Raw genomic sequence first — 24,596 nt, 5'->3', positions numbered from 1 at the left:
TGTCAGATCCTTATTCCAGGATCACAAGCGGGGCGCCAAATTCGACCGCCGCGCCATCATCCACCAGGATACGCTTGACAGTGCCGGCACGCGGGGCCGGAATGTGGTTCATGGTCTTCATCGCCTCGACGATCAGCAATGTGTCGCCTTCGGACACTGTCGTGCCAACCGAGATGAACGACGGCGCACCGGGTTCGGCTTGCATGTACACGGTGCCAACCATGGGCGAGGTCACGGCGCCGGGATGATCTGCGGGGTCTTCGGCGGCAGCAGGCGCTGAGGGCGTGGCGGCTGGTGCCGCAGCAGCAGGTGCGGCAGTAATCTGGGCCGGGGCGGCGGCATAGCCTGCCACGGGGGGATGTTCGCGCGAAACGCGCACGTTCAGGCTGTCGTCCTCGGCATAGTCGCGTTTGACCTGAAGCTCTGTCAGATCGTTTTCGCGCAGCAATTCGGCCAGCGCCTTGATAAAGGCCACGTCGTCGTCGTGTTTGTTCTTTGTCATTGTCGTCCTCGACCTCTTGTCAGGGGCGTTGAACGCCCCCTGTTCTGGGGTCGGGTTATAGGCCAGATGTGCTGCATTGGAAAGCATGGCTTTGGCAGATTGAAGCAGTCCTGCGCTTGCGCCATATTCCGGCCAGGGGATAGGCGGAGGGCAGTGGATGAATTTGGCGACATGGCTAGAACGGACAGCGGCGGCGGATTCACGGGCGCAGGCGTTGTATAGCGGCACGCAAGCGGTGGCCGATTACGGGACATTCGACAGATTGGCACGCGAACTGGCCGGCTGGTTGGGTGCACAGGGGGTGGCCCCTGGTGACCGCGTGGCGATCTTCATGGCCAACGTGCCGGATTACCTGGTGGTCATGTGGGGCTGTTGGTATGCGGGGATCTGCGTCGTTCCGATCAATGCAAAACTGCACGGGCGCGAGGCGGCCTATATCTTGCAGGATTCCGGTGCAAAGATGGTTTTTGCGACAGCGGCGCAGGCACAGGCATTGCGGGCTGCGCAGGTGGCGGCAACGATCATCGAGGATCTGCCCCAAGGTACGCCGGTGATCCGTTCCGTACACCGCAATGAATATGATCTGGCATGGCTTTTTTACACGTCCGGCACCACGGGGCAGCCCAAAGGTGTGATGTTGTCGCATGGCAATCTGATGGCCATGGCGCTGAGCTATTTTGCAGATGTGGATCAGGTGCACCGCAGTGATGCCGCCCTATATGCTGCGCCGATGAGCCATGGTGCGGGGCTGTATAACCTGATGCATGTGCGCATGGGCGCGCGGCACGTCTGTCCGGCGTCGCAGGGGTTTGATCCGGCTGAAATACTGGATCTGGCCGAACATTTTGGAAATGTGCATATGTTTGCAGCGCCCACGATGGTGACGCGCCTGACGGCTTACGCAACGGCGTCAGGCCGGTCGGGTCAGGGATTGCGCACGGTGGTTTACGCAGGCGGGCCGATGTATCTGGCGGATATTCTGGCCGCGCGCGCCGCCCTGGGCGATGTGTTTGTACAAATTTACGGGCAGGGCGAATGCCCGATGGCGATCACGGCGCTGTCGCGGGCGGACGTGTCGGGCGATGACATGGCGCGGGTGGCCTCGGTCGGGCAGGCGCAGTCCTGTGTCGAGCTGGGCATAGGCGACAGCGCGGGCGCGTTCTTGCCGGCAGGGCAGGCAGGCGAGATCATGGTGCGCGGCGCGCCGGTGATGTTGGGATATTGGAACAATCCGCGTGCCACTGCCGAAACCCTGCGCGACGGCTGGTTGATGACCGGCGACATCGGCATGTTGGACGCCCAGGGCTATCTGACACTGCAAGACAGGTCCAAGGACGTGATTATCTCGGGCGGCAGCAATATTTACCCGCGCGAGGTCGAAGAAGTGCTGCAAAGCCACGCAAGCGTGCAGGAGGTGTCGGTGGTGGGCCGGCCACATGCGGATTGGGGCGAGGAAGTGGTGGCCTTTGTGGTGGGGACCGCGACAGATGCGGATCTGGATGCGCTGTGCCGTGACCACATTGCGCGGTTCAAGGCGCCCAAGGCCTATATCCACGTCGATGCCCTGCCCAAGAACAACTATGGCAAGGTGCTGAAGACGGAATTGCGGGCGCTGCTGTAAAGGGCGGCCACGCGTTTGCAAAGGTTTGCAGATTGTAGCGAAATTTAGGGCAATGCCTGAGCATTGTTTCCACAAATGGGGCCGACCGGTTTCGGCCAGCCCCCTGTGCGACGCAAAGCGGACCGGTCAGATTGCCAGATACTCTTCGCGCAGTTCCTTGTTTTCCAGCACTTCGGCGGCGGTGCCGTCAAAGACGATTCCCCCCGTGTCGAGGATCACCGCGCGGTCGGCCAGTTGCAGCGCGCGCACGGCGTTCTGTTCGACGATGATGGTCGTGATGCCCTGTTCCTTGATAATGCGCAGGGTCTTTTCAATCTCGTCGACGATGACAGGGGCCAGTCCCTCATAGGGTTCGTCCAGCAACAGCACCTTGATGTCGCGGGCCAGCGCGCGGGCAATCGCCAGCATCTGCTGTTCGCCACCCGAAAGGGTCACGCCCTCTTGCAAGCGCCGTTCGCCCAGCCGGGGGAACAGGTCATACAGACGGTCAATCGACCAGCCGATCGGCGGGGCAATCTGTGCCAGTTTCAGGTTTTCCTCGACGGTCAGGCCCTGAATGATCCGTCGATCCTCCGGCACCAGTCCCAAACCGGCCTGCGCGGCCTCGTAGCTGGACATCTTGTGCAGCGGTTTGTGATCCAGCCAGATCTCGCCCTTGCGCACCTCGGGGTCACCCGTGCGCGCAATCGACCGCAGGGTCGAGGTTTTGCCCGCGCCGTTGCGGCCCAGCAGGGCCAGAATCTCGCCCTCGTGGACGTTAAAGCTGACGCCTTGGACGATATAGCTTTCGCCGTAATAGGCGTGCACATCCCAGACCGAGAGAAAGGCAGGGGCGGTTGCCGCTTGGTTGGCGTTCTTCGAGAAGTCGGGTTTCGTGTTCATCTGGGCCCGTCCTTATGCTGCCTGGGTTTCGCCAAGATAGGCTTCGCGCACCTTGGGATGGCCCTTGATGTTGTCGGGTGTGTCTTCGACCAGCGGTGTGCCCTGCGCCAGCACGGTGATCCGCTCGGCCAGCGAAAACACCACATGCATGTCATGTTCGATGATGGCGATGGTGATGTCGCGCTCTTCCTTGATCTGTTTCAGCAGGTCGATGGTGTTGTTGGTGTCGGCACGCGCCATGCCTGCGGTGGGTTCGTCCAGCAGCAGCAGGCGCGGTTCCTGGGACAGGCACATGCCGATTTCCAGCCGCCTTTTGTCCCCGCGTGACAGGGATGCGGAATGCATGTGGCGTTTGTTCGACATGTTCATTTCTTCCAGCATGTGTTCGGCCCGTTCCACGATGTCACGGTCGTCCAGCATGTTGGCCATCGCGTTCAACCCGAATGATCCGTCGCGCTTGGCAAAGCAGGGGATCATCATGTTTTCCATCACCGTCAGATCACCAAAGATTTCCGGCGTCTGGAACACGCGACTGATGCCCATTTGGTTGATTTCATAGGGTTTGCGCCCCAGAACCGATTGGCCATCAAACAGCACCGATCCGGTGTCGGGGATCAGCTTGCCCACCAGACAGTTCAGCAGCGTCGACTTGCCCGCGCCGTTGGGGCCGATGATGGCGTGCACGCTGTTTTCCGCGATGCTCAGGTTCACATCCCCCAGCGCCTGCAACCCGCCAAAGCGCTTGCCGACATTTTTGACTTCGAGAATACCCATCGTCTGTCTCCTATTCGGCAGCTGGGTTGCGTTGTTCGGCAGCGTCGGCCTCGGCCTCGGCAGTCGAACGTTTGGGGCGGCCAAAGACCATGCGCCCCAGACGTTTGCCGCCCTCGACCAGCCCGCCGGGCAGGAAGATGATGACGATCATGAACAACAGCCCGAGCGTCAGATGCCAGCCTTTGCCCACGAAGGGGTGGATGATCGTCACAAGGAAATCCTCGACGCCGTCAGGCAGGAAGCCCAGCCATTGATGCAGCACCCCGTCGTTGATCTTGCTCAGGATGTTCTTGAAATACTCGTTGAAGCCCGCGCCAAGGATCGGGCCGATCAGCGTGCCGACGCCGCCCAGAATGGCCATGATCACGATCTCGCCCGAGGCGGTCCAGTGCATCCGTTCGGCCCCCGCCAGCGGGTCCATCGACGACAGCAACCCGCCAGCCAGACCGGCATAGATGCCCGAGATGACAAAGGCGGCCAGCGTATAGGGCTTGGTGTTCAGACCGGTGTAGTTCATCCGCTGCTGGTTCGATTTCACCGCCCGCAACATCATGCCAAAGGGCGAGCGGAAGATGCGGATCGAGATATAGAAGGCGATCAGCATGATGATGCCGCACAGGTAGTAACCTGCGTTGAAGGTGAACAGCCAGTCGCCCAAGCGCAGCTCGTAGCTGTCGCGCATGGCGATGCCAAAGAAGTTGGTCACCGGCAGCGATCCGTCCGCCGTGGTCGATTGCCCCAGCACACGCGGGTCGGTCAGCAGCAGTTGCAGGCCGGTTTCACCATTGGTCAGGTTGAAGTTCGACGTGGGGTTGCCCAGCACCGAATAGGCCAGATTGTAAGACATCTGCGCAAAAGCCAGCGTCAGGATCGAGAAATAGATGCCCGAGCGGCGCAGGCTGACGTATCCGATGGCCAGCGCGAAGATACCCGCCACCACCATCGACAACAGGATGCCGGGGATCACGTTCATGCCCAGCAGTTTGAACATCCAAACCGCCGAATACGAACCGACACCCAGAAACGCCGCATGGCCAAAGCTGAGGTATCCGGTCAGGCCGAACAGGATGTTGAAGCCGATCACCAGAATGCCAAATATCACAAAGCGTTGCATCAGGTCGGGGTAGCCCGCATTGAACATCTGCGCGAGGCTGGAGCCCTGCGGGAAGGGGTTCAGGATGAAGGGCGCAAGCGCCACCATCACCATAACCACCATGAACAGGGTAAAGTCTTTTTTGGTCAGTCCGAGCATGTCTTATTCCTCCATCACGCCTTTGCGGCCCATCAGGCCACGGGGACGGGTCAGAATGATGATGATTGCCACCACATAGATGATGATCTGGTCGATGCCGGGCACAATGGCCTTGACCTGGTTCATCGAGGCAAAGGCTTCGAGGATGCCAAGCAGGAAACCGGCCAGCACCGCGCCGGGCAGGGAGCCCATGCCGCCGACGACAACGACGACGAAGCTCAGCACAAGGAAATCCATGCCCATGTGGTAATTGGGCGAGTTGATGGGCGCGTACATAACCCCCGCCAGCCCTGCCACGGCAGCGGCGATGCCGAACATGATGGTAAAGCGGCGGTCGATGTTGATGCCCAGCAGGCCCACGGTTTCACGGTCCGCCATGCCCGCGCGCACCACCATGCCGAAGGTGGTGAATTGCAGGAATGCAAAAACCGCACCGATGATGACGGCAGCAAAGGCAAAATAGACCATGCGCCAGTAGGGGTAGATGATCGCATTGGGGTCAAAGCCGATCAGCACCCCGAAATCGAACGACCCGCGAAACGCCTCGGGCGCGCCGGTGGGGATCGGGTTGGCGCCGTAGAACGCCTTGATCACTTCTTGCAGGACGATGGCCAGGCCAAAGGTGACAAGGATCTGATCTGCGTGGGGGCGTTTGTAGAAATGTTTGATCAGGCCGCGTTCCATGATGAAACCGATGGCGACCATGACCGGAATGGCAAACAGGATCGCCAACGGCACCGACCAGTCGATCAGGGCGGCGCCCACTTCGGGACCGAACCAGCTTTCGACATAGGGCGTGCTGATCTTGGCAGGATTTCCCAGAAAATCGGTTTTTGTCGGGTCCTCGACGACGGTGGACAGGTTCAGGATGCGTTGCAGGGTGACGGCGCAAAATGCACCGATCATGAACAGCGCCCCGTGGGCAAAGTTGACCACACCCAGCGTGCCAAAGATCAGGGTCAGGCCAAGGGCGATCAATGCATAAGCAGAGCCTTTGTCCAAACCATTGAGAAATTGAAGGATTATCTGATCCATCGTCCCACTCGTTTTATGTAAAGGGAAACTGCGCCCGCAGGCGGCAGGGACTTGCGGGGCAGGCGTTGGCCCGCCCCGCAGATTGAACGGCCTTAGGCGCCGGGGTTACACGATCCCAACGCACCGCCCGAGAACATCGGGTGATCGACGGGATAGGTGACCTGCTCGGTCGGCGTGACTTCGACGATTTCCACGAGATCGAATTCGTTCTCGGGATTCTCTTTGCCGCGCACAACGACAACGTCCTTGAAGCACTGGTGATCGCCGGCACGGTACAGGGTCGGGCCGTTGCCCAGACCGTCGAATTCAAAGCCTTCCAGGGCTTCGACAACGGCGCATGGGTTGAACGAACCGGCGCGTGTGACCGCATCGGCATACAGCAGCGTCTGCGCATAGCAGGTCTGAGCGGCCTGGCTGGGCGGGAAGCCGTATTTTTCGCCAAAGGATTTGACGAACGCATTGGTGCCCGTGTAACGCGCGCCTTTTTCGTTCTCCAGTTTCCAGTCCCAGTTCTGCGACCCGACGATACCGGCAATGTTCCTGCCCGCACCCTTGGCCATCAGCTCGGAATAGAGCGGCACGACGATTTCAAAGTTCTTGCCGTTGGCTTGCTTTTCACGCAGGCCGAATTGAACGGCGTTGGTCAGCGAGTTGACCATGTTCCCGCCGTAGTGGTTCAGAACCAGAACATCGGCGCCCGAGTTCAGAACCGGCGCGATATAGGACGAGAAGTCGGTTGCCGCCAGCGGCGTGCGCACCTTGTTCACGGTTTCCCAGCCCAATGCTTCGGTCGCGGCTGCGATCGATTCTTCCTGTGTCCAGCCCCATGTATAGTCGGCTGTCAGGTGATAGGCGCGACGGTCCGAACCATAAAGCTGCTCAAGCACGGGGGCGAGGGCGGCCGCGGACATATAGGCGTTAAAGAAGTGGCGGAAACCGTTGGCTTTCTTGTCTTTGCCGGTGGTGTCGTTCGAGTGGGTCAGACCCGCCATGAAGATCACGCCGGCTTCCTGGCACAGACCCTGCACAGCCACAGCCACGCCCGAGGACGACCCGCCCGAAATCATGATCGCACCGTCTTTTTCGATCATCGACTTGGCCGATGCGCGGGCAGCATCCGATTTGGTCTGTGTATCGCCTGTGACGAAGCCGACCTTCTTGCCCAGAATACCTGTCCCATCCAGAGCCTTGGAGGAGAAGGTGCTGAGCATACCGCCGTCGCCTTCGCCGTTCAGATGCTCGACCGCCAGCTCGAATGCGCGCAGCTCGTCGGCGCCTTCGTCGGCGTAGGGGCCGGATTGGGGCACGTTAAAGCCCAGCGTGACCGTGTCGCCGGTGGGTGCATTGGTAAAGCCTGCGTGGCTGGCCGCACTCAGATACGTCGGCAGCGCAAGGCCCGCACCGGCAATGGTGCCGGTCTTAAGCACGCCACGACGTGTAAAGTTCGAATTGGACATGAAATCCTCCCAGTTGTTGAAACGCGCCCGCCGACTCCTCCGTCCGCACAAAGCGCATGCACCACGCCTGTTGGTGCACAGTGCAAATATGTTATCGCCTGATTTTGGAAAATTGCGCAATAAACCCCTTGAATTTCACAATTATTTTGTAAACAAATGTACAAATTTCATTAACTATCTGTAAATTTTCTTATGTCGCGCCGCAGAAAGCCATTGATAAGGCGCAACAAAGCGACAGGAGCCGAGAATGATTAAGGACTCGCTGACCGGCAGCCGTATCCGTGAACGTCGGGTGATTTCGGGGTTGAAACAGGCCGACCTGGCGCGACAGATCGGAATTTCGGCCAGTTACCTCAATTTGATCGAACACAACCGGCGCAGAATCGGCGGGAAACTGCTGTTGAACATTGCACATGTGCTGGGGGTCGAGCCCTCGGCGCTGACCGAGGGGGCCGAAGCCGCGCTGATCGCGTCGCTGCGCGAGGCGGCCAGTGATGTCGGGCTGGGCGTTGCCGAAATCGAGCGTGTCGAAGAGTTTGCAGGCCGCTTTCCCGGCTGGGCCGAGGTGCTGGCAGGCGCGCACCGCCGCGTGCTGTCGCTGGAACGCACAGTCGAAACGCTGAGTGACCGGCTGACCCATGATCCGCAACTGGCAACGTCGATGCACGAGGTTCTGTCCACCGCTGCCGCGATCCGTTCGACGGCGTCTATTCTGGCCGAGGACAACAGTATTTCGCCAGACTGGCAGGCGCGGTTTCACGCCAATATAGATCAGGACAGCCGCCGGTTGGCCGACAGTGCCAAGGCGCTGGTGACCTATCTGGACGCCAACCCCGAAGAGTCTGCCCACGCTTCGCCCCAGGAAGAGGTCGATGCCTTCCTTGAAGCCTATGATTACCGCTTTGACGGAATCGAAGCCGCGAGCCAGTCGGTCGACGCGGTTCTGGCAGACGCCCCGCAGCTTGTCTCGGTGGCGGCGCAGCATCTGGCCCGACAGGTCCTCAGCCAGATCGAGGCCGACGCCCGTGCCGTCAGCAACGCAGCGCTTGCCGAACAGGTCGCGCAGGTCGGGACCGATCCCGTTGCGCTGGCCCAGCATTTTGGCTGTTCGGTGGCCCGTATTCTGCGCCGTCTGGCGGCGCAGCCGGACGCGCCGCGCGGTCTGGTGGTGTGCGACCGTGCGGGCAGTTTGGTGTTTCGTCGCCCGGTCGAAGGCTTTTCCATCCCGCGTTTTGGCGCCTGCTGCCCGTTGTGGCCGTTGTTTCAGGTGTTGCAGCATCCGGGGCAGGTTTTGCGCGAACGAATCCAGCAACAGGGCCGCAACGTGGCCACCTTTGACTGTTTTGCTGTGGCCGAACCGGTTGGCCCGGCACAATACAATGCGCCGCAACTGGTCCATGCGACAATGTTGATCCTGCCGGTCAGCGCGCAGGGGCACGCGGCGGGCCGTCCTGTCGGGTCGACCTGTCGCGTGTGCCCGCGCGATTCCTGTGCGGGGCGCCGCGAACCGTCGATTCTCAGCGCTGGCTTTTGACAGGCACAGTTTTTCGATCAATAGTCTGCGATCAAGAGGGGCCCGGCGCGCAGAAATGCCGCAGGGGGACGTCGCATACAATGCGACGGGGGCCGTTCAGGGGAGGAATGGACGCCAATGGACAAGCATGTACTGCTGGTCGAAGACGAAGTGAATATTATCGAAGCCATGCGCTTTTTGCTGACACGCGAAGGCTGGAAGGTGGGCACCCATTCGGACGGGGCCACGGCCGTGTCGGCCATTCGCGCAGCACAGCCTGATCTGGTGGTGCTGGATTACATGCTGCCGGGCAAAAGCGGCATCGAGATTTTGACAGAGCTGCGTGCCTTGCCCGATTTTGCGGCTTTGCCGGTGCTGATGCTGACCGCCCGTGGCCAGTCGCGCGACCGCGAAAAAGCCGAGCAGGCCGGGGTCAACCGCTTTATGACCAAGCCGTTTTCCAACACTGAAGTGCTGAATGCGGTGCGCGATCTGGTGCGGGTCTAACGCATGGCGCGCGGCCCGTCCTCTCCGGTGTTTCTGGAACGGCGCAGCTATCGCCGCCGCCGGATGCAGGACGCGCAACGGGTGTTGCCGGTGCTGGGCATGGTGTTGTGGATGGTGCCGCTGTTGTGGCCCTCGGGGGATGAGGCGGGGCATGTCACGATGTCGGCCGCTATCTCTTATGTCTTTGGCGTCTGGTGTGTCCTGATCGGCCTGAGCTTTGTGCTGTGGCGCGGGTTGCAGCGCGGGGCCGATGAGGGTGTGGACGCGGCGGGTGATCCCTGATGGCGTCGCTTAACCTGCTGGTCGGCGTCTGTCTGGTCTATGTGGCGTTTCTGTTTTCGGTGGCTTTTGCCGCCGAACGCGCGGCAGTGCGCGGGCGCAGCGGCTGGTTGCGCACACCGTTGGTCTACACGTTGTCACTGTCGATCTATTGCACGGCATGGACGTTCTACGGCGCTGTCGGATATGCGGCACGTTCGGGGATGGAATATGTCACCATATACCTTGGCCCGTCGCTGGTGATGATCGGCTGGTGGTGGGTGCTGCGCAAACTGGTGCGCATCGGGCGCAGCCAGCGGGTGACCTCGGTGGCCGATCTGATTTCGGCGCGCTATGGCAAGTCGAACACGCTGGCGATTGTTGTGACACTGATGGCCGTGGTCGGCGTGACGCCGTATATTGCACTGCAATTGCAGTCAGTTACTCTGTCATTGTCGATCTTCGCGGGACCGCCGGATGTGGACGGGTTGAACGGCTTGAACACGCTGTCCGCTGGCTTTTGGGTGGCCGCAGGGCTGGCCGTTTTCACGGTTTTGTTCGGCACCCGTAACCTGAATGCGAATGAACGCCACGACGGCGTGGTCATCGCCATCGCGGTCGAGGCGGTCGTCAAGCTGGTGGCGCTGATGGCAGTCGGCATTTTTGTGGTCTGGGGCATTGCAGGCGGCATTGGCCCGATGATGGAACGTATCGATTCCAGCGCGCTGGGCACATGGCAACTGGACCGCAGCCGCTGGGCCGCACTGACCGTGCTGTCGGCGGCTGCTTTTCTGTGCCTGCCGCGTATGTTTCAGGTGCTGGTGGTCGAAAACGACGACGAACGCCATGTGCAAATCGCCAGCTGGGCCTTTCCCGTCTACCTGATGCTGATGAGCCTGTTCGTGGTGCCCATCGCCGTGGTGGGGCTGAACCTGCTGCCCGCAGGATCGAACCCCGACCTGTTCGTGGTCAGCGTGCCCTTGTCGCAGGGGCAGACCGGACTTGCGGTGCTGTCGTTTCTGGGGGGATTCTCCTCGGCCACGTCGATGGTGATCGTGGCCACGCTGGCGCTGTCGACGATGGTGTCGAACCATGTGGTGATGCCGATATACCTTAGCATCAAGCCCGGCGGCGCCAGCATGTCGGGCGACGTGCGCGATGTGATTCTGCGCGCGCGGCGGCTGTCGATCCTGCTGATTATCGCTCTGGGCTATCTCTATTACCTGTTGTCGGGGGGCAGTGGCGCGCTGGCGGCCATCGGGTTGATTTCCTTTGCCGGTGTGGCGCAATTCCTGCCTGCGATGCTGGGCGGGATATTCTGGCGCGGGGCGACGCGCATCGGGGCGCTGTCGGGCCTGTGTCTGGGGTTTGCGATCTGGGTCTATGCCTCGTTGCTGCCCAGCTTCGGGCAGGGGGCGGTGCTGCCGGTCTCGTTTTTCGAGATTGGCCCCTGGGGCATCGGCTGGCTGCGTCCCTACGCTTTCTTCAACATCGAGGGTATAGATCCGACCGTGCATGCGGTGTTCTGGTCGTTGGTGCTGAACACCGGAACCTTTGTGGTTGCGTCATTGCTGAGCTTTCCCAAGCCGCTGGAGCGGTTGCAGGGCGCGCAATTCGTCAATGTGTTCGACCATTCGGGACAGGCGCGCGGCTGGCATGCTTCGGTGGCGGCGTCCGAAGACCTGATGATCATGGCACAGCGTATTCTGGGCGCCACCGAAGCGCAGGCGCTGTTTCGCACAGCTGCAAAAGAGCAGGGGATGACGGGTCATCTGCCCGAACCGAATCCGGCCTTTCTGGAACGGCTGGAACGGGAATTGTCCGCCTCGGTCGGCACCGCGACCGCACATGCGATGGTCAGCCAGATGGTTGGTGCGGCTTCGGTCTCGGTTGAGGATTTGTTGGCGGTGGCCGATGAATCGGCGCAGATGCTTGAATATTCCAGCCAGCTTGAAGCCAAATCCGCCGAACTGAGCCGAACGGCGGGCCAATTGCGCGAGGCAAACGAGAAGCTGACCCAGCTTTCGGTGCAAAAAGACGCCTTTCTGGGCCAGATCAGTCACGAGCTGCGCACCCCGATGACCTCGATCCGCGCCTTTTCGGAAATTCTGCGCGACGCCGACGGGCTGAGCGTGGCGGAAAAGACCAAATACGCCTCGATTATCCACGTCGAGGCGATCCGCCTGACCCGTTTGCTGGATGACCTTCTGGACCTGAGCGTGCTGGAGAACGGGCAGGTCAGCCTGAATTCGGCCACGGGGCCGCTCGAGGCGGTGCTGGATCAGGCGGTTGTCACGGCGCAAGCCAGCGGTGACGGACGTTTGCAGATTGTACGTCTGCGTGCGGCGGCAGATACGGTGCTGACCACGGACATGGACCGTTTGGGGCAGGTGTTCATCAATCTGATTACCAACGCACAGAAATATTGCCGTGCGGATGCGCCGCAGCTTGAGATTTCGGTGCGTGCCGATGCGGATGTTCTGTCGGTTTCTTTTCGCGATAACGGCACGCCCATTCCGGATGCGGCGCGCGCGCTGATCTTTGAAAAATTCGCGCGGGTGGCCGATGGTGACGGGTCGGGCGCGGGGTTGGGATTGGCGATTTGCCGCGAGATCATGGCGCGGCTTGGGGGCGATATTTCCCATGTACCACAGGCGGTTGGTAATCTTTTTGTGGTGCAGATGCCACGCGATGCGGCGCTGGCTGCGCAACCGGTGTGACGGAAGCGACCTGCCGTCTCTAAAGCCTATGGTAACCTTTCGTGCGCTAGGACTGGGGTTACCTATTTGCAGGACAGGGGTGCCATGAGCGCAGGCGATCCGAATCTATCGGTTTTGCACCGCAAGACGGCCGCAGGACAACAGCAACACCAGGCACGGTCGGTGACCGTGGCCAAAGCCATGCGGCTGTCGATTGCCAAGGTGGCGCTGGATGTCTTTGACATGGCGATGCAAGCGATTGGCCTTGTGGTCGAGGATCGCAGTCAGGAAACCTGCATCGACATGATGGACCCGGCCAACCTGTTGGTTCTGCTGGACGGCCCGCAGGGGCGCATCGGGGCTGCGATGATAGATGCGGGTTTGGTCGGCGGATTGATCCAGCAACAAACCATGGGCCGTGTCGAACCAGCCAGGGGCGATCCGCGTCCGATGACCGAAACCGATGCAGCCATGTGTGCGCCGCTGCTGGATGCGCTTTTTGAGAAGGCGTCAGGCGCGGTCGAGGACGAAGCAGACCGCCTGTTGTTGCGCGGTTTCACCTTTGGCGCCCGCTCGGAAGAGCCGCGATTGGTGGCCATGGCGCTGGAGGATGCGGAATACCGCATAATCCGTCTGACGTTGGACATGGCCAAGGGGGCGCGTCAGGGGGACCTGCTTCTTGTCCTGCCATTGGTTCCGACGCACGATCCCGATGGCGGCGGCCTTGATGGGGTCGAGGATGACGAGGGCCACGCCGAAGCCGGCCCGCGCAACCTGACCGATGTGGTGATGCATCTGGAAGCGGAACTGATGGTGCAGCTGTGCCATGTGCGGATGAACCTGTCAGAGCTGACCCATCTGTCAGCCGGCGACACGGTGTTGCTGCCGCCCGGCACCTTCCCAAAAACACGGATCATGGCGCAATCGGGCAAATGTCTGGGCACCGGCACGCTGGGGCAGGTGGACGGGCAACGCGCGCTGAAGATCGACCGTGAACCGGCCCATGCCAAAACACCGCAGCGCCGCCTTACCGATCAGCCGGATGTCGAGATGCCGCAAGTGGAGATAGGGACGCAAAACCAACAGCCCATGCCCGCCGCCGCACCGTTGCCCATGGTTGCAGAGCAAATGCCGACCGCTTTGCCGCCGGAAATCGACGATACGCAATTGCCCGATCTTGAAGCTTTGCCAGACCTGAACGATTTACCAGATCTGAACGATTTGCCTGCGCTTGATGATCTGCCCGACCTGGCAGACCTGCCCGATTTGGGGGATCTGCCCAATCTGAAATCGGCGTGACCGCAAATGCCGGTCAGGCCCCTGACATCGCCGTCAGCGTGGGCCGCAGCCCTTCCAGATCGTAGCCACCCTTTTGCGCGGTCGCCAGGATGTCATCAACGCTCAGTGTTCCGGCCTGACCCAAAGCCCAGACAACGGTACAGCGCGTGCCCGAGGCGCAATAGGCCAGAACCTTGCCCGGTGCATCCGCGAGAAAGCCCATTTGCGCGGCCACATTGTCAGGTGTCATGGTCTGATGCGTCAACGGCAGCACCTTAAACGGCAGTCCGGCGGCTTCGGCCGCCTGGGCCATCGCCTGGGCCTGATGGCTGGGCGGGTTTTCCCCGTCAGGCCGGTTGCAGATCACGCATGTAAAACCTGCCTCGGCAATTGCAGGCAGGTCGGCCGGATCAATCTGCGGCGCAACGAAATAGTCGGGGGTGATTTGACGAATATCCATGGCGCAAGTTTAGGCCGATGCCCTGTGCGTGTCCAGCATAAGACTGATGCGCGGTGCCGATGCCATGCCGACCAGCATAGCCACAAAGAAAACAACGCCCGACATGCCGCCATAGCCCAACGAGGCCATTGCAGGCCCCGGGCACAGACCAACCAGCCCCCAGCCGATGCCGAACAGCACCGACCCGATGGCCAACCTGCGGGTGATCTCGGTGCTGGGCCGCAAGGGGAACATGCCCCCCGCCAGTGGCTTGCGCCCCAAGGTGAGCCGCCATGCAATCGCCATGGGCAATATCGCCCCGCCCATCACAAAGGCCAGCGTCGGGTCCCAGGTGCCAAAGAGGTCAAGAAACCCTTGCACACGGTTGGTGTCGGTCATGCCAGACAGATGCAGGCCCAGCCCGAACAGCCCACCTGCAAGCAACGCGATCAGCAAGCGCATGTCACAGCCCTCCCGTCAGCGCGCGCAGACCGGCCACAGTGGCCACGCCTGCACCAATATAGATCAGCGTGGCGGCAATGCCGCGCAGGCTCAGCCGCGAGATGCCGCAAACGCCGTGCCCCGACGTGCAGCCATTGGCCAGTCGCGTGCCAAGGCCCACAGCCAGACCACCGGCGATCAAAAGCACCGGCGATGTGGTGGCATGGGTGTCAACGGTGCCGCTGCCCAGATGATGCAGCGCTGCCGGCACTGCGATCAGCGCTGCGACAAAGGCCATCGCTTCGGGCCAGCCGCGTCCTGCCGTGCGGTCCAGCAGACCACCCAAGATGCCCGATGCCCCCATGATCCGCCCGTTGCCCAGCAACAGAATCGCGGCTGCCGTGCCGATGATAAGTCCACCGAACAGCCCCCAGATCCACGATATTTCCATTGGTTATCCTTTGTTTTCAAAGCTTGTTGATCGGCAGCTTTAACATAACATCGCCCTTGTCGTCGGGGGCGGGCATATGGCCGGCGCGCATGTTCACCTGCAAGGATGGCAAGATCAGCTTGGGCATGCCCAGCGTCGCATCGCGATCCTGTCGCAGGTGCACAAAATCCTCGCAGGCAACCCCGCCGCCGATGTGGACGTTGGCGGCTTTTTCTTCGGCCACGGTGGTTTCCCAGGCAAATTCTTCCCGTCCCGGTGCCTTGTAGTCGTGGCCGACAAAAATGCGCGTGGTGTCGGGCAGCGACAATATGCGCTGGATCGAGGCATAGAGATCCTGCGCCGATCCGCCGGGGAAATCACAGCGCGCGGTGCCAAAATCGGGCATGAACAGCGTATCGCCCACAAAGGCCGCATTGCCGATCACATAGGTCAGGCAGGCGGGCGTATGGCCCGGCGTGTGCATCACTTCGCCGCGCATCTGCCCGATGTGAAAGCTGTCGCCGTCTGCGAACAGTTTGTCGAATTGTGAACCGTCACGCTGGAATTCGGTGCCTTCGTTAAAGACCTTGCCAAAGGTATCCTGCACCACGGTGATGTTCTGCCCGATGCCGATCTTGCCGCCGATGCGCTCTTGCAGATAGGGGGCTGCCGACAGGTGGTCGGCGTGTACATGGCTCTCCAGGATCCACTGGCAATCCAGATCGTGGCGTTGGATATGGGCGATGATCCGGTCGGCACTGGCGGTCGAGGTGCGCCCTGCGGCCTGATCGAAATCCAGCACGGAATCGACCACGGCACAGGCGCGCCCGGCAGGGTCTTTGACCACATAGCTGACCGTGTTCGTCGCGGAATCGAAAAAGGCGGTGACATCTGGATGAAACATAAGGCTCTCCGACGTTGCTTGGTTCACAATATGAACACCACCGGCGTCTTTACAAGCTTTGCGCGTTATCCGAGGAAGATTCCCAAGACCACCAGCATCAGGCCAAAGGCCGAGACGAACAAGGCGCCAAGGTTCAAGGGAACAACGCTTTTCAGCACCGCGCGCATGGCGTCGTCATCCAGTTGTGCGCGTTTTGCGCGGGTCACGCGGACAATGCACCACACCAGCCCCGCAAGGCCGGCAAGCGAGATCGCGGCACCGGTCCAGATGAGCAGGTCGAAGATCGGGAATGAGGTCTGTTGTTCCATGCGCACCCGCTACTGCATTGTCGGGCGCTGGGCAAGTCAGCCGTTGAAATCCAGCGCGATGGTGAACGTATAGGCGGGCTTGGTCAGCCCCTTGGGCGCGCGGGCAAAGCGGCGGGCGCGTTTGACGGCGGAAATCGCGGCCTGATCCAATGCCGCATTGCCAGAGGAGGCTACCACCCGCACCGATTGCAGCACGCCCGACGGCGCGATGGACAGTGCCAGCTTTGTGCGGCCTGCACCCGCGCCGCGTGGGGATGCGGCGTTGCGGCGCACTTTGGACTGGATCGCGGCCCCCCATTGCGCTTGCAGGGCATTGGCGCGGGCGGTGGACAGGCTTTGGGTTTGCGCCGCGCCCCCCGTGCCTGCGGTGGCGGATTTGGCAGCCTTGCCCTTTGCGGTCGATTTGGCTTGTGGCGCCGATGCGGTGGCAGCGGGCTTGGGCTTGGCGGTCGGCTTGGCCTTGACGGGCGGTGACAGGTCGCGCGGGCGCAGCTTGGGTCGTTTCGACGTGCTGGCGATGGTGTCCTGAAATTGCGGGAGGTCCGGCGTTGGCGTGACGGCAGCCAGTTGGTCCGGCGCTGCGGGGGCAGGGCGCGCGTCGGTTCGGGTTGTCGGGGTGTCCTGCGGCGACACTTCGGGTTGCGCCGGTTGGGCCACTTCGGTTTGCGGCTGCACTTTGGGCATGGGATCGGGGATCGCGGGCAGTGCCGGGGCTGCCATGTCGAACTGCGGGGCTTGCGGCAGGGCCGTGGTGGCTGCGGGCGCATCGGTCACAGGGCGGGCGGGAGCGGCCTCCACAATTGCCTGTGCCTGCGGCATGGCGATTTCGGTGAGGGGCGCGGGGGGCTGCTCCCATGTCTCGGCCAGGGCGGCCATCGCCGCCGAGGCGGGGGCCACTGTCGCCGCCTCCGCGCCTGTATCACCCGCCGAGGATGCCCCTTGCGGTGCCGGAAACGCCGCCCACAGGCCGACGTGGGCGCCTGCAGCCAGTGACAGGAAAACGGCGGCTTCGATCAGGCGCATCACTTTGCCCCCGTGATCAGTTCGACCCCATCGACCCCTGCTGCTGCCAACTTCGGCAGAAGGGCGGCCAACTTCGTCGCAGGCAGGGCCGCGTCGGCACGCAAGGGCAGCACACCTTGGTGGTCGGACAGCGCGGCCAGCGCTGCGTCGCCCGTCGCACCGCCATAAGCCAACGTGCCATCCGCCCCGACATAAAGCGCGTTGGGGTCCAGCGGTGCAGCCTCGGAGGTGCTGTCGGGCACGGTGACGTCGATGGGGTCCGGCGGCGCGATCTGGGCGCTCATCAGGAAAAAGATCAACAGCAGGAACACCACGTTGATCATCGGCACGATGTTTTCAGCGGCGCGGCGCGGCGGCGTGGCGGGGGAAAAATCCAGCATACTATTCCACCACGATCAGGCGGGTCAGGCCCGCCGCGCGCAGCTCGTCCAGCGTGCGGACCAGATCCTGTACCGTGGCATCGCCGCGTGCCCGCAGCAGGACGGCATCATCGGGGGCTGACATCAACGGCGCAAGGGCAGCAGGCAGGTCGCTGACAGCCACGCCGTTCAGGGTCACAGCGTTCACATCCACCCCCACCAAACGCGGCGGGCCTGTGTACTCTGCCCCGCTGCCCGCCGTCTGCAAGGGCAGGGCAAAGTCGGTGCCAAAACGCGCGGCCAGCATGAAGAACACCAGCAGCAGAAACACCACGTCGATCATCGGCGTGAGGCTGGGCCTGCGGGCGGGCCGTATGGGGCCAAAGCTGAACATCAGGGGGCCTTGGGGCCTCGGGTAAAGACGCGGGTCGCGGCGGTTTCCATGTCACCTTGCAGGCGGGCTGCGATGCTTTCGAACCACGTCAGCGCCACGCCTGCGGGGATGGCCACGGCCATGCCTGCGGCTGTGGTCAGCAGCGCCTCCCAGATGCCACCGGCAAGGGCAGCGGGGTCGGCGCGGCTGCCGGCCTCTTGCAGCGCCTGAAAGGCGTCGATCATGCCAACCACCGTGCCCAGAAGCCCCAGCAACGGGGCGGTGGTGGCGATCAGTTCAAGCGCGCGCAGGCCGCTGCGGGTGTGGGCCAGATCAATGCGGGCATGGGCGGTGGTTTCCTCGCGGGCCTGCGCCTCGGTCAGGGCGGGGTCGTGGCGGGCGGTCATCGCGGCCAGTGCCATGCGGGCACGTATGGACCTGCGGCCCGCCAGCTTTGCGCGGGCGCTGTCCACATTGCCTTGCGCCCAGTCGTCCAGTGCCGCCGCCGTGGCCGCGCCCGACCATGCGCCCAGCCGCGCAAGTTGCCACAGCTTCCACAGGATCAGCGCCATCGTCAGCACCGACAGCGCCGCGATCAGCCACAGCACAGGGCCGCCGCGCTCCAGAAAGGCAATCATCGAGGGTGGCAAAATCATTGTGTCTCTCCCCAGAGGGCGGTCAGAATGGCGTCAAGCCCGTCAGTCAGGGCCGCAGGCCCCGGTTGCAGGATCAGCGGCGATTTGATTTCGACGATGCGCCCATTCGCCACCGCCGGAATGCTGTCCCAACCGGCGCGGGCGGCGATGCGTTCGGGGCGCACCTTTTTGCCGCACCAGGACGCGATGATAACATCCGGTGCCGCGTCGATCACCTGTTGCGCGTCCAGAATGCGGGCGCGCGCGCCTTGTTCGGCTTGCAGATGGGCAAAGACGTCGACACCGCCCGCAATTTCGATCAGCTCCGAGGCCCAGCGGATGCCGGAAATGGGCGGGTCGTCCCATTCTTCGAAATAAACGCGGGGGCGCGTGCTGCGTGGCGTTGCACGGATTGTTTCAATACGGGCGGCATAGCTGTCGGCCAGCGCAGCGGCCTCTGCCGCGCAGCCCGTCAGCGCCCCCAGCGTGCGGATCATATCAAGGATGCCCGCAACCGAGCGTTGGTTGAAGCCGTGCACCGCAATGCCTGCGCGGATCAGCTCGGCGGCAATGTCGGCTTGCAAGTCGGAAAAGGTCAGCACCAGATCGGGCTGCAGGTCCAGTATCTTGGGCACATCCGCCGAGGTGAATGCCCCCACGCGCGGCTTTTCGCGGCGCACGCGGGCCGGGCGCACGGCATAGCCGGTGACGCCAACGATGCGGTCGGACTGGCCCAGAAGATACAGCGTTTCAACCGTTTCTTCGGTCAGGCAGACGATGCGTTCGGGGGGGAAGGCCATCAGATCACCTCCGGCCTGCGGACGGTCTGCATCCACTCTTGTGCGCCGTCCAGAACAGCGGTGAAGACCGCACGGCCCACCGCTTCGCCAAGCTCGGTGTGCATTCCGGCAAAGGGTGAGCTACCTTCGGGGGCGGCCACGGCGATGCAGTCGGTGCCGGTGCCCGTGGTAATGCCTGTAGGCAGCTGGTGGTTCACCTCCATCACCGCCACGGTGCGCGCCTGGGTGGCAATCGCCATCATCTCGATCAGCGCGGCCTGCGTCAGGGCAACATCTGTCTGCACCGCGACGTTGATCGTGCCCCAATCCTTGCCCGAGCGGTCCAGCCGTGCGCCGATGTGTTCGCCGTTCGACAGGCCCACTGTGGCCACGGCGCGCGCCGTGGCGCTGCCAGCGCTGGTGCTGTGTTCGGTCACGGCGCGGATGTCACGCGAGGTCAGAAAACACACGTCGTCAGGCGTGCCGCGCGCCGCCAGCTGGCCGGTCAGCCAGTCCAGCACATCCAGATCCGGCGTCAGATCGGCATTGCGTACCTCGCGCCACGATATCGCGCTGGCGGTGACAAAGCCGGGGCGGTTCAGCGCCCAGCTCAGCACCTGATGTGGCCCGCCCAGATCAAAGCGCAGCCACGGGCGGTCGAGTGTCAGCGGCACCTTCATTCCAGCGTGTCCAATGTCTGGAAGACAGGGCCGCGGTCGGTCATTTCGTAATGTGCCAGAATGCCAAAGACCTGCGCGAGGTTTTCAGGAGTCATGACGTCGACAGGCGGGCCGTCGGCCACGATCTTGCCGTCATGCAACAGGATCACACGGGTGCAATGGCGCGCCGCCAGCCCCAGATCGTGCAGCGAGGTCAGCACAGTGCGCCCGGATGCGGCGAGGTCGGAAAACACCCGCATGGTGGCAATCTGGGCCGCAGGATCAAGGCCCGCGATGGGTTCGTCGGCCATCAGCAGCGGGGTGTCCTGTGCCAGCGCGCGGGCGATCAGCACACGGGCCTGTTCGCCACCCGACAGTTGCGTGGCGGTGCGCTGCGCATAGGCGTCCAGCCCCATTTGCGCCAGCGCCCCGGCCACGGCGGCGGTGTCCTCGGCCTTGGTGCCGGAATGGGGCAGGCGGCCCAGACGCACCAGCCTTTCGACCGACACGGGCCATGCGATTTCGCGCGCTTGCGGCATCCATGCACAGGCGCGGGCGCGTGCGTTACTGGACAGTTGAGCCAGCGACGAGGTGCCGTCGTGCGCCAGCAAGCCAAGGGCCGCGCGCATCAGTGTGGTCTTTCCCGCGCCGTTCGGTCCCAGCAGGCCGACGCATTCGCCGGGGTGCAGGGTCAGCGATACGCCGTCAATCACCGGGCAGACGCCGCGTTTGACGGACAGGTCTTGCAGGGTCAGCAGGCTCATTGCAACGTCCCCCGTGTCTTGTAGATCAGGTGCAGGAACAGCGGAGCCCCCACCAGCGCCATCAGCACGCCCAGCTTCAGGTCACGGTCGGGCAGGGCCACGCGTACTGCGATGTCCGCCGCCAGCACCATCGCCGCCCCGCCAAGCGCCGAAGCCCAGAGCAGCCGCGAAGGTTGACCGCCTACCAGCGGGCGCAACACATGCGGCACCACCAGCCCGACAAAGCCGATGGCACCGGCGACAGCCGTACCGGCTCCGACGCAGGCCGCTGTGCCGATGACCAGCGCCAGCCGCAGGCGGGGCAGGTGCACGCCCATCGCGGCGGCGGCGTCCTCGCCCAGTGTCAGCGCGTCCAGACCACGGCCCAATGACCCCAGCAGAACCCAGCCCAGCACCATGAACGGCAGCGCCAGCCAGACGTGTGAAAACGACCGGTCCGCCAGCGAGCCCAGCATCCAGAACACGATTTCGGCGGCGGCAAAGGGGTTCGGCGACAGGTTCAGCACCAGCGAGGTAAAGGCCGAGGCCAGCGCCGAAATCGCGATGCCCGCAAGGATCAGCGTCAGCGCCGCACCGCGTGGCCCCGCCAGTGTCAGGATCATCGCCACGGCGATCAGCGCGGCCAGCAGCGCCGACAACGGCAGCGCCAGCGCAAAGGCCGCCGCCAGTCCGGTTTGCAGCGCCAGCACCGCCCCCAGACCCGCCGCCGCCGACACGCCGATCAGCCCCGGCTCGGCCAGCGGGTTGCGCAGATAGCCCTGCATCGCCGCCCCCGACACGCCCAGCGACGCGCCGATCATCACCGCCAGCAGCGCGCGCGGCAGACGGATTTGCTGCATCACCACGCTCATCGGGCTGCCGTCGGTGGCAAACAGGCTGGCGAAGGAATGCCATGGCGACACGGGCGTGGTGCCGGTCAGCAGCGAAATCACGAACAGCGCCACACACAGGGCGATTAGCAAGACAGTCAGCTTCATTTGCGTGCCTCGACCTGTTGGCGCAGATCCACCATTTTGCGCACCGCGTTCAGCACGGTTGGTGTGCCGCAGACCCAGTCACGGTCGGTCAGCTCGCCCGCCAGATAGGTGCCTTTCAACGAGGCCAGCGCCGGATGGTCCAGATTGTCTTCGGCGCGCGCGGCGCCGGGATAGTTGCGGCCCTGAATGATGACATCGGGGGCCAACAGCACCAGTTGTTCCAGCGGCAGCACGCCGACCGCGCCAAGCCCGACCTCTTCGGCAACATTGTCGAAACCGGCGGCATACAACACGTCACCCGCCAGCGAATGACGCCCCGAGGAATAGTTGTTCACATAGGTCAGCGCCGCGCGGGGGCGCAGGGCAGGGGCGGCGGACAGGGCCGCAAGCTCGGCGTTGAATTTATCTATCAATGCCGTCGCTTGTGCTTCGCGCCCCAGTGCGGCGCCCATCTGCGCCAGACGATCGGGCACATCCGACAGGGCGCGGGCGGGGGCGAATTGCACCACTTCGATGCCAAGATTGCGCAGCATCGAAATCGTGGCCATCGACGTGAACGTGCCCGCCACCACCAGATCGGGTTTCAGCAAATAGACCTGCTCGGCGCCGGTCCCGTTGGCGGGCAGGGCGCGGGCCTTGTCATAGAGGGCCGAATCCGTGTCCTCATGAGACAGCTGTGTAACCGACACCAATTGGCCGGGAGCTGCCATCAGCAGCGCAAGCTGATCGGTGCACAGGTTGATCGACACCACCCGTTGCGGGGCACCGGCCAGGGCGGTTGCAGCACTGACCAGCAGTGCGGCAACCGATGTTATGAGATCAGAACGACGCACGGACGCCAAAGTAGACGGCGCGGTCCGAGGTGCCATAGCCGTATGAGGTCTGGTATTGCGCGTTGGTCAGGTTTTCGAACCGCACATAGCCTTGGGTGCTGTCGTTGAAGTCATAGGTCATCGAGGCGTTGACCACGGTGTAGTCGGGCATTGCATTGCCGCCGTCATTGGCGCGCCCTGCGACGTGGTTCAGCACCAGTTGGCCTGACAGCTTGTCGGTCAGCTCTGCCTCGACGCCGAGGACAAAGTCATGCTTGGGCACGCGAACCAGTTGGTTGCCGCTTGAATCCTTCCCATCGGTATAGGTGTAGGAGCCGAACAGATCGGTGCCCGCCGACAACGTCATGCGCCCCGACAATTCAATGCCCTTGGTGGTCGAGGTGCCCGGCACCTGATTGTAGCCGCTGGTGGCGAAATCATATTCGATCAGGTTGTCGATTTCTGTGTAAAAGACTGTCGCCTTGACCATCGCGGCGTTGGGGAAATGATGCTCGATACCCAGCTCGGCGCTGCGGCTTTCTTCCTGCTGTAGCGCCGGATTGCCATAGAAGGGATGGAACAGTTCGTACAGCGACGGCGCACGGAAACCGGTGCCGACGGAAGCGCGCACAGTAGTATCCGCGGTGATCCGCCAGTTGCCGGCCAGACGGCCCGTGGTAAACCCGCCAAAGGTCGAGTGGTCGTCGTGACGCAGCGCAAAGCTGAGGTCAACATTCTCAGAGGCGGCGTACTGCGCCTCGCCAAAGACCGACGCGATTTCATAGGTGCCGCTGATGGCATCGACCGCAAATTCCTCTTGCGAATAGCTGGCGCCAAAGGCCAGATCGACCGCGCCGGCCTGTGTCACAGCTTTGTAGGATGCTTCGGTGCGCTGACCGTGGAAATCACGGTTAAAGCCGATTGGGTATTCGCGTTTGGTGTCGGTATAGGTCAGCGAAATCGTGTGATCGACCGCAGCGCCTTCAATTTCGGCATAGACCCGTGTGCCCAGTCGTTTGGTCAGTTCCTGATCTGCGGTATCAGCCAGAACATAGGCAGGCGCGGGAAATCCGTCCTGGTCTGTTTCGCTGTCGATATAGTTCAATGCAAAACCCAGCGTGACCAGATCAGTGGCATCATAAGACCCCGTCAGGATCAGCGTTGTGCCTTTGAATCCATCGGCTTCGGGGTTGACGCGGTCGTTTTCCTCAAAAGCGGAAAACCCCTTGGTGCGCGCATGGCTCAGCGTCAGGGCCAGTTCGCCCCGCTCGGCCTTGGTGGTGACGCCAAAGGTGGCGGCATAGGTGTCAAAGCTGCCTGCCTCGACGCTATAGCTCAGATGGGTGCCCATTTCGGTGGCGCGTAGGGTGGTGATGTTGACCACGCCACCAATCGCTTCCGATCCGTAGATCGCCGATTGCGAGCCTTTCAACACTTCGATGCGCCCGACGCCAGCAGTGGTCAGCGCGCCAAAATTGTATTGGGTCTGGACGCTGGAAGGGTCGGTCACGTCGATGCCGTCGATATAGACCGGCACATATTTGCCGGACAGTCCGCGCACGCGCAGCACGGACGATGTGCCCAGACCGCCATTGCCCGAAAGCGAAACGCCCGGCAGCGTGTCCAGCGTTTCGGATACGCGCACGCTGCTGCTTTTTTCGATCTCATCCTGTTCGACCACCTCGACCACAGTGCCGGTGCGCTTGGTCTCAACAGGTGTCTGGCTGGCCGATACCGTGATCGTGCCCAGGTCAAAGGCATCGTCCTGCGCCAAGGCCACGCGGGGCAGGGTGGCCAGTGCTGCTACAGATGCCGAAGCAAGTAGATGTTTCATAAAATTGTCCCCTTACGGACGGGTCGGTTGGGTCCGACCCTTTGGTCGTCGATATGGGAAAGACAAAACGCCCTCCGCCGG

The 24,596-nt window shown here is 62.6% G+C and carries 27 protein-coding genes; 6 read left to right on the top strand and 21 right to left on the bottom strand.

The window, feature by feature from the left end; all coding sequences use genetic code 11:
* Window positions 1–10: 10 nt before the first annotated feature.
* Window positions 11–502, bottom strand: a complete 492-nt coding sequence (gene accB / locus DSM107133_RS12530) for an acetyl-CoA carboxylase biotin carboxyl carrier protein (RefSeq protein ID WP_114292231.1) — start codon at window positions 500–502, stop codon at window positions 11–13.
* A gap of 157 nt (window positions 503–659) precedes the next feature.
* Here accB and DSM107133_RS12525 point away from each other — a divergent pair, with 157 nt between their 5' ends.
* On the top strand, window positions 660–2,123 hold the full coding sequence (locus DSM107133_RS12525) for an AMP-binding protein (protein WP_114292232.1): 1,464 nt from the start codon (window positions 660–662) through the stop codon (window positions 2,121–2,123).
* A gap of 126 nt (window positions 2,124–2,249) precedes the next feature.
* Here DSM107133_RS12525 and DSM107133_RS12520 read toward each other — a convergent pair whose 3' ends face one another.
* The 5 genes from DSM107133_RS12520 to DSM107133_RS12500 form a co-directional block, all read right to left on the bottom strand.
* Window positions 2,250–3,005, bottom strand: a complete 756-nt coding sequence (locus DSM107133_RS12520) for an ABC transporter ATP-binding protein (RefSeq protein WP_114292233.1) — start codon at window positions 3,003–3,005, stop codon at window positions 2,250–2,252.
* A gap of 12 nt (window positions 3,006–3,017) precedes the next feature.
* Window positions 3,018–3,779 (bottom strand): ABC transporter ATP-binding protein, encoded by a 762-nt coding sequence (locus tag DSM107133_RS12515; RefSeq protein ID WP_114292234.1) that lies wholly within the window; start codon window positions 3,777–3,779, stop codon window positions 3,018–3,020.
* Between the two features lie 10 nt (window positions 3,780–3,789).
* Entirely contained in the window at window positions 3,790–5,031 is a 1,242-nt protein-coding gene (locus tag DSM107133_RS12510) for a branched-chain amino acid ABC transporter permease (protein WP_114292235.1), read from the bottom strand.
* A 3-nt stretch (window positions 5,032–5,034) separates the two neighbouring features.
* Window positions 5,035–6,066, bottom strand: coding sequence for a branched-chain amino acid ABC transporter permease (locus tag DSM107133_RS12505; protein WP_114292236.1), 1,032 nt, complete (start codon window positions 6,064–6,066; stop codon window positions 5,035–5,037).
* 92 nt (window positions 6,067–6,158) lie between these two features.
* Window positions 6,159–7,523 (bottom strand): substrate-binding protein, encoded by a 1,365-nt coding sequence (locus tag DSM107133_RS12500; RefSeq protein WP_114292237.1) that lies wholly within the window; start codon window positions 7,521–7,523, stop codon window positions 6,159–6,161.
* 247 nt (window positions 7,524–7,770) lie between these two features.
* On the opposite strand from DSM107133_RS12500, the gene DSM107133_RS12495 reads away from it, so the two are divergent.
* The 5 genes from DSM107133_RS12495 (at window position 7,771) to DSM107133_RS12475 (ending at window position 13,799) form a co-directional block, all read left to right on the top strand.
* On the top strand, window positions 7,771–9,057 hold the full coding sequence (locus DSM107133_RS12495) for a helix-turn-helix domain-containing protein (protein ID WP_114292238.1): 1,287 nt from the start codon (window positions 7,771–7,773) through the stop codon (window positions 9,055–9,057).
* Between the two features lie 117 nt (window positions 9,058–9,174).
* Window positions 9,175–9,543, top strand: coding sequence for a response regulator (locus tag DSM107133_RS12490; RefSeq protein WP_114292239.1), 369 nt, complete (start codon window positions 9,175–9,177; stop codon window positions 9,541–9,543).
* Window positions 9,544–9,546: 3 nt separating this feature from the next.
* Window positions 9,547–9,825 (top strand): hypothetical protein, encoded by a 279-nt coding sequence (locus DSM107133_RS12485; protein ID WP_114292240.1) that lies wholly within the window; start codon window positions 9,547–9,549, stop codon window positions 9,823–9,825.
* Window positions 9,825–12,521, top strand: coding sequence for an ATP-binding protein (locus DSM107133_RS12480; protein WP_114292241.1), 2,697 nt, complete (start codon window positions 9,825–9,827; stop codon window positions 12,519–12,521). Before DSM107133_RS12485 ends, DSM107133_RS12480 begins: the two co-directional genes overlap by 1 nt.
* An 84-nt stretch (window positions 12,522–12,605) precedes the next feature.
* Complete coding sequence (locus DSM107133_RS12475) at window positions 12,606–13,799, top strand: FliM/FliN family flagellar motor C-terminal domain-containing protein (protein WP_114292242.1); 1,194 nt, start codon at window positions 12,606–12,608, stop codon at window positions 13,797–13,799.
* A 13-nt stretch (window positions 13,800–13,812) separates the two neighbouring features.
* On the opposite strand, the gene DSM107133_RS12470 is transcribed toward DSM107133_RS12475, so the two are convergent.
* The 15 genes from DSM107133_RS12470 to DSM107133_RS12400 all read right to left on the bottom strand — a co-directional run bounded on the left by DSM107133_RS12470 (window position 13,813) and on the right by DSM107133_RS12400 (window position 24,515).
* Entirely contained in the window at window positions 13,813–14,238 is a 426-nt protein-coding gene (locus tag DSM107133_RS12470) for a TIGR01244 family sulfur transferase (protein ID WP_114292243.1), read from the bottom strand.
* A 9-nt stretch (window positions 14,239–14,247) separates the two neighbouring features.
* Window positions 14,248–14,679: a DUF6691 family protein gene (locus DSM107133_RS12465; protein WP_114292244.1), complete on the bottom strand. Its 432-nt coding sequence runs from the start codon at window positions 14,677–14,679 to the stop codon at window positions 14,248–14,250.
* Window position 14,680: 1 nt separating this feature from the next.
* Window positions 14,681–15,109, bottom strand: coding sequence for a YeeE/YedE thiosulfate transporter family protein (locus DSM107133_RS12460; protein ID WP_114292245.1), 429 nt, complete (start codon window positions 15,107–15,109; stop codon window positions 14,681–14,683).
* 16 nt (window positions 15,110–15,125) lie between these two features.
* Window positions 15,126–15,992 (bottom strand): MBL fold metallo-hydrolase, encoded by an 867-nt coding sequence (locus DSM107133_RS12455; RefSeq protein ID WP_114292246.1) that lies wholly within the window; start codon window positions 15,990–15,992, stop codon window positions 15,126–15,128.
* A 65-nt stretch (window positions 15,993–16,057) separates the two neighbouring features.
* Complete coding sequence (locus DSM107133_RS12450) at window positions 16,058–16,300, bottom strand: hypothetical protein (protein WP_240310411.1); 243 nt, start codon at window positions 16,298–16,300, stop codon at window positions 16,058–16,060.
* Between the two features lie 36 nt (window positions 16,301–16,336).
* On the bottom strand, window positions 16,337–17,323 hold the full coding sequence (locus tag DSM107133_RS12445) for a TonB family protein (protein ID WP_114292247.1): 987 nt from the start codon (window positions 17,321–17,323) through the stop codon (window positions 16,337–16,339).
* Window positions 17,323–17,703, bottom strand: a complete 381-nt coding sequence (locus DSM107133_RS12440) for a biopolymer transporter ExbD (protein WP_114292248.1) — start codon at window positions 17,701–17,703, stop codon at window positions 17,323–17,325. Before DSM107133_RS12440 ends, DSM107133_RS12445 begins: the two co-directional genes overlap by 1 nt.
* 1 nt (window position 17,704) lies before the next feature.
* Window positions 17,705–18,076: a biopolymer transporter ExbD gene (locus DSM107133_RS12435; RefSeq protein WP_205387759.1), complete on the bottom strand. Its 372-nt coding sequence runs from the start codon at window positions 18,074–18,076 to the stop codon at window positions 17,705–17,707.
* Window positions 18,076–18,711, bottom strand: a complete 636-nt coding sequence (locus tag DSM107133_RS12430; protein WP_114292250.1) for a MotA/TolQ/ExbB proton channel family protein — start codon at window positions 18,709–18,711, stop codon at window positions 18,076–18,078. The genes DSM107133_RS12435 and DSM107133_RS12430 overlap by 1 nt, the downstream gene beginning before the upstream one ends.
* Window positions 18,708–19,490 carry a cobalamin-binding protein gene (locus DSM107133_RS12425; RefSeq protein ID WP_205387760.1) on the bottom strand — a complete coding sequence of 261 codons (783 nt, stop codon included), beginning with the start codon at window positions 19,488–19,490 and terminating at the stop codon, window positions 18,708–18,710. Before DSM107133_RS12425 ends, DSM107133_RS12430 begins: the two co-directional genes overlap by 4 nt.
* The gene (locus tag DSM107133_RS12420; protein WP_114292251.1) at window positions 19,490–20,149 is read right to left on the bottom strand and encodes an adenosylcobinamide amidohydrolase; all 660 of its coding nucleotides are present in this window, start codon (window positions 20,147–20,149) and stop codon (window positions 19,490–19,492) included. Before DSM107133_RS12420 ends, DSM107133_RS12425 begins: the two co-directional genes overlap by 1 nt.
* Window positions 20,146–20,892, bottom strand: coding sequence for an ABC transporter ATP-binding protein (locus DSM107133_RS12415; protein WP_114292252.1), 747 nt, complete (start codon window positions 20,890–20,892; stop codon window positions 20,146–20,148). Before DSM107133_RS12415 ends, DSM107133_RS12420 begins: the two co-directional genes overlap by 4 nt.
* Window positions 20,889–21,869, bottom strand: a complete 981-nt coding sequence (locus DSM107133_RS12410; RefSeq protein WP_114292253.1) for an iron ABC transporter permease — start codon at window positions 21,867–21,869, stop codon at window positions 20,889–20,891. The genes DSM107133_RS12415 and DSM107133_RS12410 overlap by 4 nt, the downstream gene beginning before the upstream one ends.
* On the bottom strand, window positions 21,866–22,702 hold the full coding sequence (locus DSM107133_RS12405; protein WP_240310413.1) for an ABC transporter substrate-binding protein: 837 nt from the start codon (window positions 22,700–22,702) through the stop codon (window positions 21,866–21,868). The genes DSM107133_RS12410 and DSM107133_RS12405 overlap by 4 nt, the downstream gene beginning before the upstream one ends.
* The gene (locus DSM107133_RS12400) at window positions 22,689–24,515 is read right to left on the bottom strand and encodes a TonB-dependent receptor (RefSeq protein WP_114292254.1); all 1,827 of its coding nucleotides are present in this window, start codon (window positions 24,513–24,515) and stop codon (window positions 22,689–22,691) included. The genes DSM107133_RS12405 and DSM107133_RS12400 overlap by 14 nt, the downstream gene beginning before the upstream one ends.
* Between the last annotated feature and the right edge of the window lie 81 nt (window positions 24,516–24,596).

It is taken from the genome of Pseudosulfitobacter sp. DSM 107133, assembly GCF_022788695.1.
Lineage (GTDB): Bacteria > Pseudomonadota > Alphaproteobacteria > Rhodobacterales > Rhodobacteraceae > Pseudosulfitobacter.
This window is presented reverse-complemented; position numbering and strand designations above follow the sequence as displayed.

Coding starts and splice junctions, on each gene's coding strand:
- accB (WP_114292231.1), bottom strand. CDS start 502: ATGACAAAGAACAAACACGACGACGACGTGGCCTTTATCAAGGCGCTG.
- DSM107133_RS12525 (WP_114292232.1), top strand. CDS start 660: ATGAATTTGGCGACATGGCTAGAACGGACAGCGGCGGCGGATTCACGG.
- DSM107133_RS12520 (WP_114292233.1), bottom strand. CDS start 3,005: ATGAACACGAAACCCGACTTCTCGAAGAACGCCAACCAAGCGGCAACC.
- DSM107133_RS12515 (WP_114292234.1), bottom strand. CDS start 3,779: ATGGGTATTCTCGAAGTCAAAAATGTCGGCAAGCGCTTTGGCGGGTTG.
- DSM107133_RS12510 (WP_114292235.1), bottom strand. CDS start 5,031: ATGCTCGGACTGACCAAAAAAGACTTTACCCTGTTCATGGTGGTTATG.
- DSM107133_RS12505 (WP_114292236.1), bottom strand. CDS start 6,066: ATGGATCAGATAATCCTTCAATTTCTCAATGGTTTGGACAAAGGCTCT.
- DSM107133_RS12500 (WP_114292237.1), bottom strand. CDS start 7,523: ATGTCCAATTCGAACTTTACACGTCGTGGCGTGCTTAAGACCGGCACC.
- DSM107133_RS12495 (WP_114292238.1), top strand. CDS start 7,771: ATGATTAAGGACTCGCTGACCGGCAGCCGTATCCGTGAACGTCGGGTG.
- DSM107133_RS12490 (WP_114292239.1), top strand. CDS start 9,175: ATGGACAAGCATGTACTGCTGGTCGAAGACGAAGTGAATATTATCGAA.
- DSM107133_RS12485 (WP_114292240.1), top strand. CDS start 9,547: ATGGCGCGCGGCCCGTCCTCTCCGGTGTTTCTGGAACGGCGCAGCTAT.
- DSM107133_RS12480 (WP_114292241.1), top strand. CDS start 9,825: ATGGCGTCGCTTAACCTGCTGGTCGGCGTCTGTCTGGTCTATGTGGCG.
- DSM107133_RS12475 (WP_114292242.1), top strand. CDS start 12,606: ATGAGCGCAGGCGATCCGAATCTATCGGTTTTGCACCGCAAGACGGCC.
- DSM107133_RS12470 (WP_114292243.1), bottom strand. CDS start 14,238: ATGGATATTCGTCAAATCACCCCCGACTATTTCGTTGCGCCGCAGATT.
- DSM107133_RS12465 (WP_114292244.1), bottom strand. CDS start 14,679: ATGCGCTTGCTGATCGCGTTGCTTGCAGGTGGGCTGTTCGGGCTGGGC.
- DSM107133_RS12460 (WP_114292245.1), bottom strand. CDS start 15,109: ATGGAAATATCGTGGATCTGGGGGCTGTTCGGTGGACTTATCATCGGC.
- DSM107133_RS12455 (WP_114292246.1), bottom strand. CDS start 15,992: ATGTTTCATCCAGATGTCACCGCCTTTTTCGATTCCGCGACGAACACG.
- DSM107133_RS12450 (WP_240310411.1), bottom strand. CDS start 16,300: ATGGAACAACAGACCTCATTCCCGATCTTCGACCTGCTCATCTGGACC.
- DSM107133_RS12445 (WP_114292247.1), bottom strand. CDS start 17,323: ATGCGCCTGATCGAAGCCGCCGTTTTCCTGTCACTGGCTGCAGGCGCC.
- DSM107133_RS12440 (WP_114292248.1), bottom strand. CDS start 17,703: ATGCTGGATTTTTCCCCCGCCACGCCGCCGCGCCGCGCCGCTGAAAAC.
- DSM107133_RS12435 (WP_205387759.1), bottom strand. CDS start 18,076: ATGTTCAGCTTTGGCCCCATACGGCCCGCCCGCAGGCCCAGCCTCACG.
- DSM107133_RS12430 (WP_114292250.1), bottom strand. CDS start 18,711: ATGATTTTGCCACCCTCGATGATTGCCTTTCTGGAGCGCGGCGGCCCT.
- DSM107133_RS12425 (WP_205387760.1), bottom strand. CDS start 19,490: ATGGCCTTCCCCCCCGAACGCATCGTCTGCCTGACCGAAGAAACGGTT.
- DSM107133_RS12420 (WP_114292251.1), bottom strand. CDS start 20,149: ATGAAGGTGCCGCTGACACTCGACCGCCCGTGGCTGCGCTTTGATCTG.
- DSM107133_RS12415 (WP_114292252.1), bottom strand. CDS start 20,892: ATGAGCCTGCTGACCCTGCAAGACCTGTCCGTCAAACGCGGCGTCTGC.
- DSM107133_RS12410 (WP_114292253.1), bottom strand. CDS start 21,869: ATGAAGCTGACTGTCTTGCTAATCGCCCTGTGTGTGGCGCTGTTCGTG.
- DSM107133_RS12400 (WP_114292254.1), bottom strand. CDS start 24,515: ATGAAACATCTACTTGCTTCGGCATCTGTAGCAGCACTGGCCACCCTG.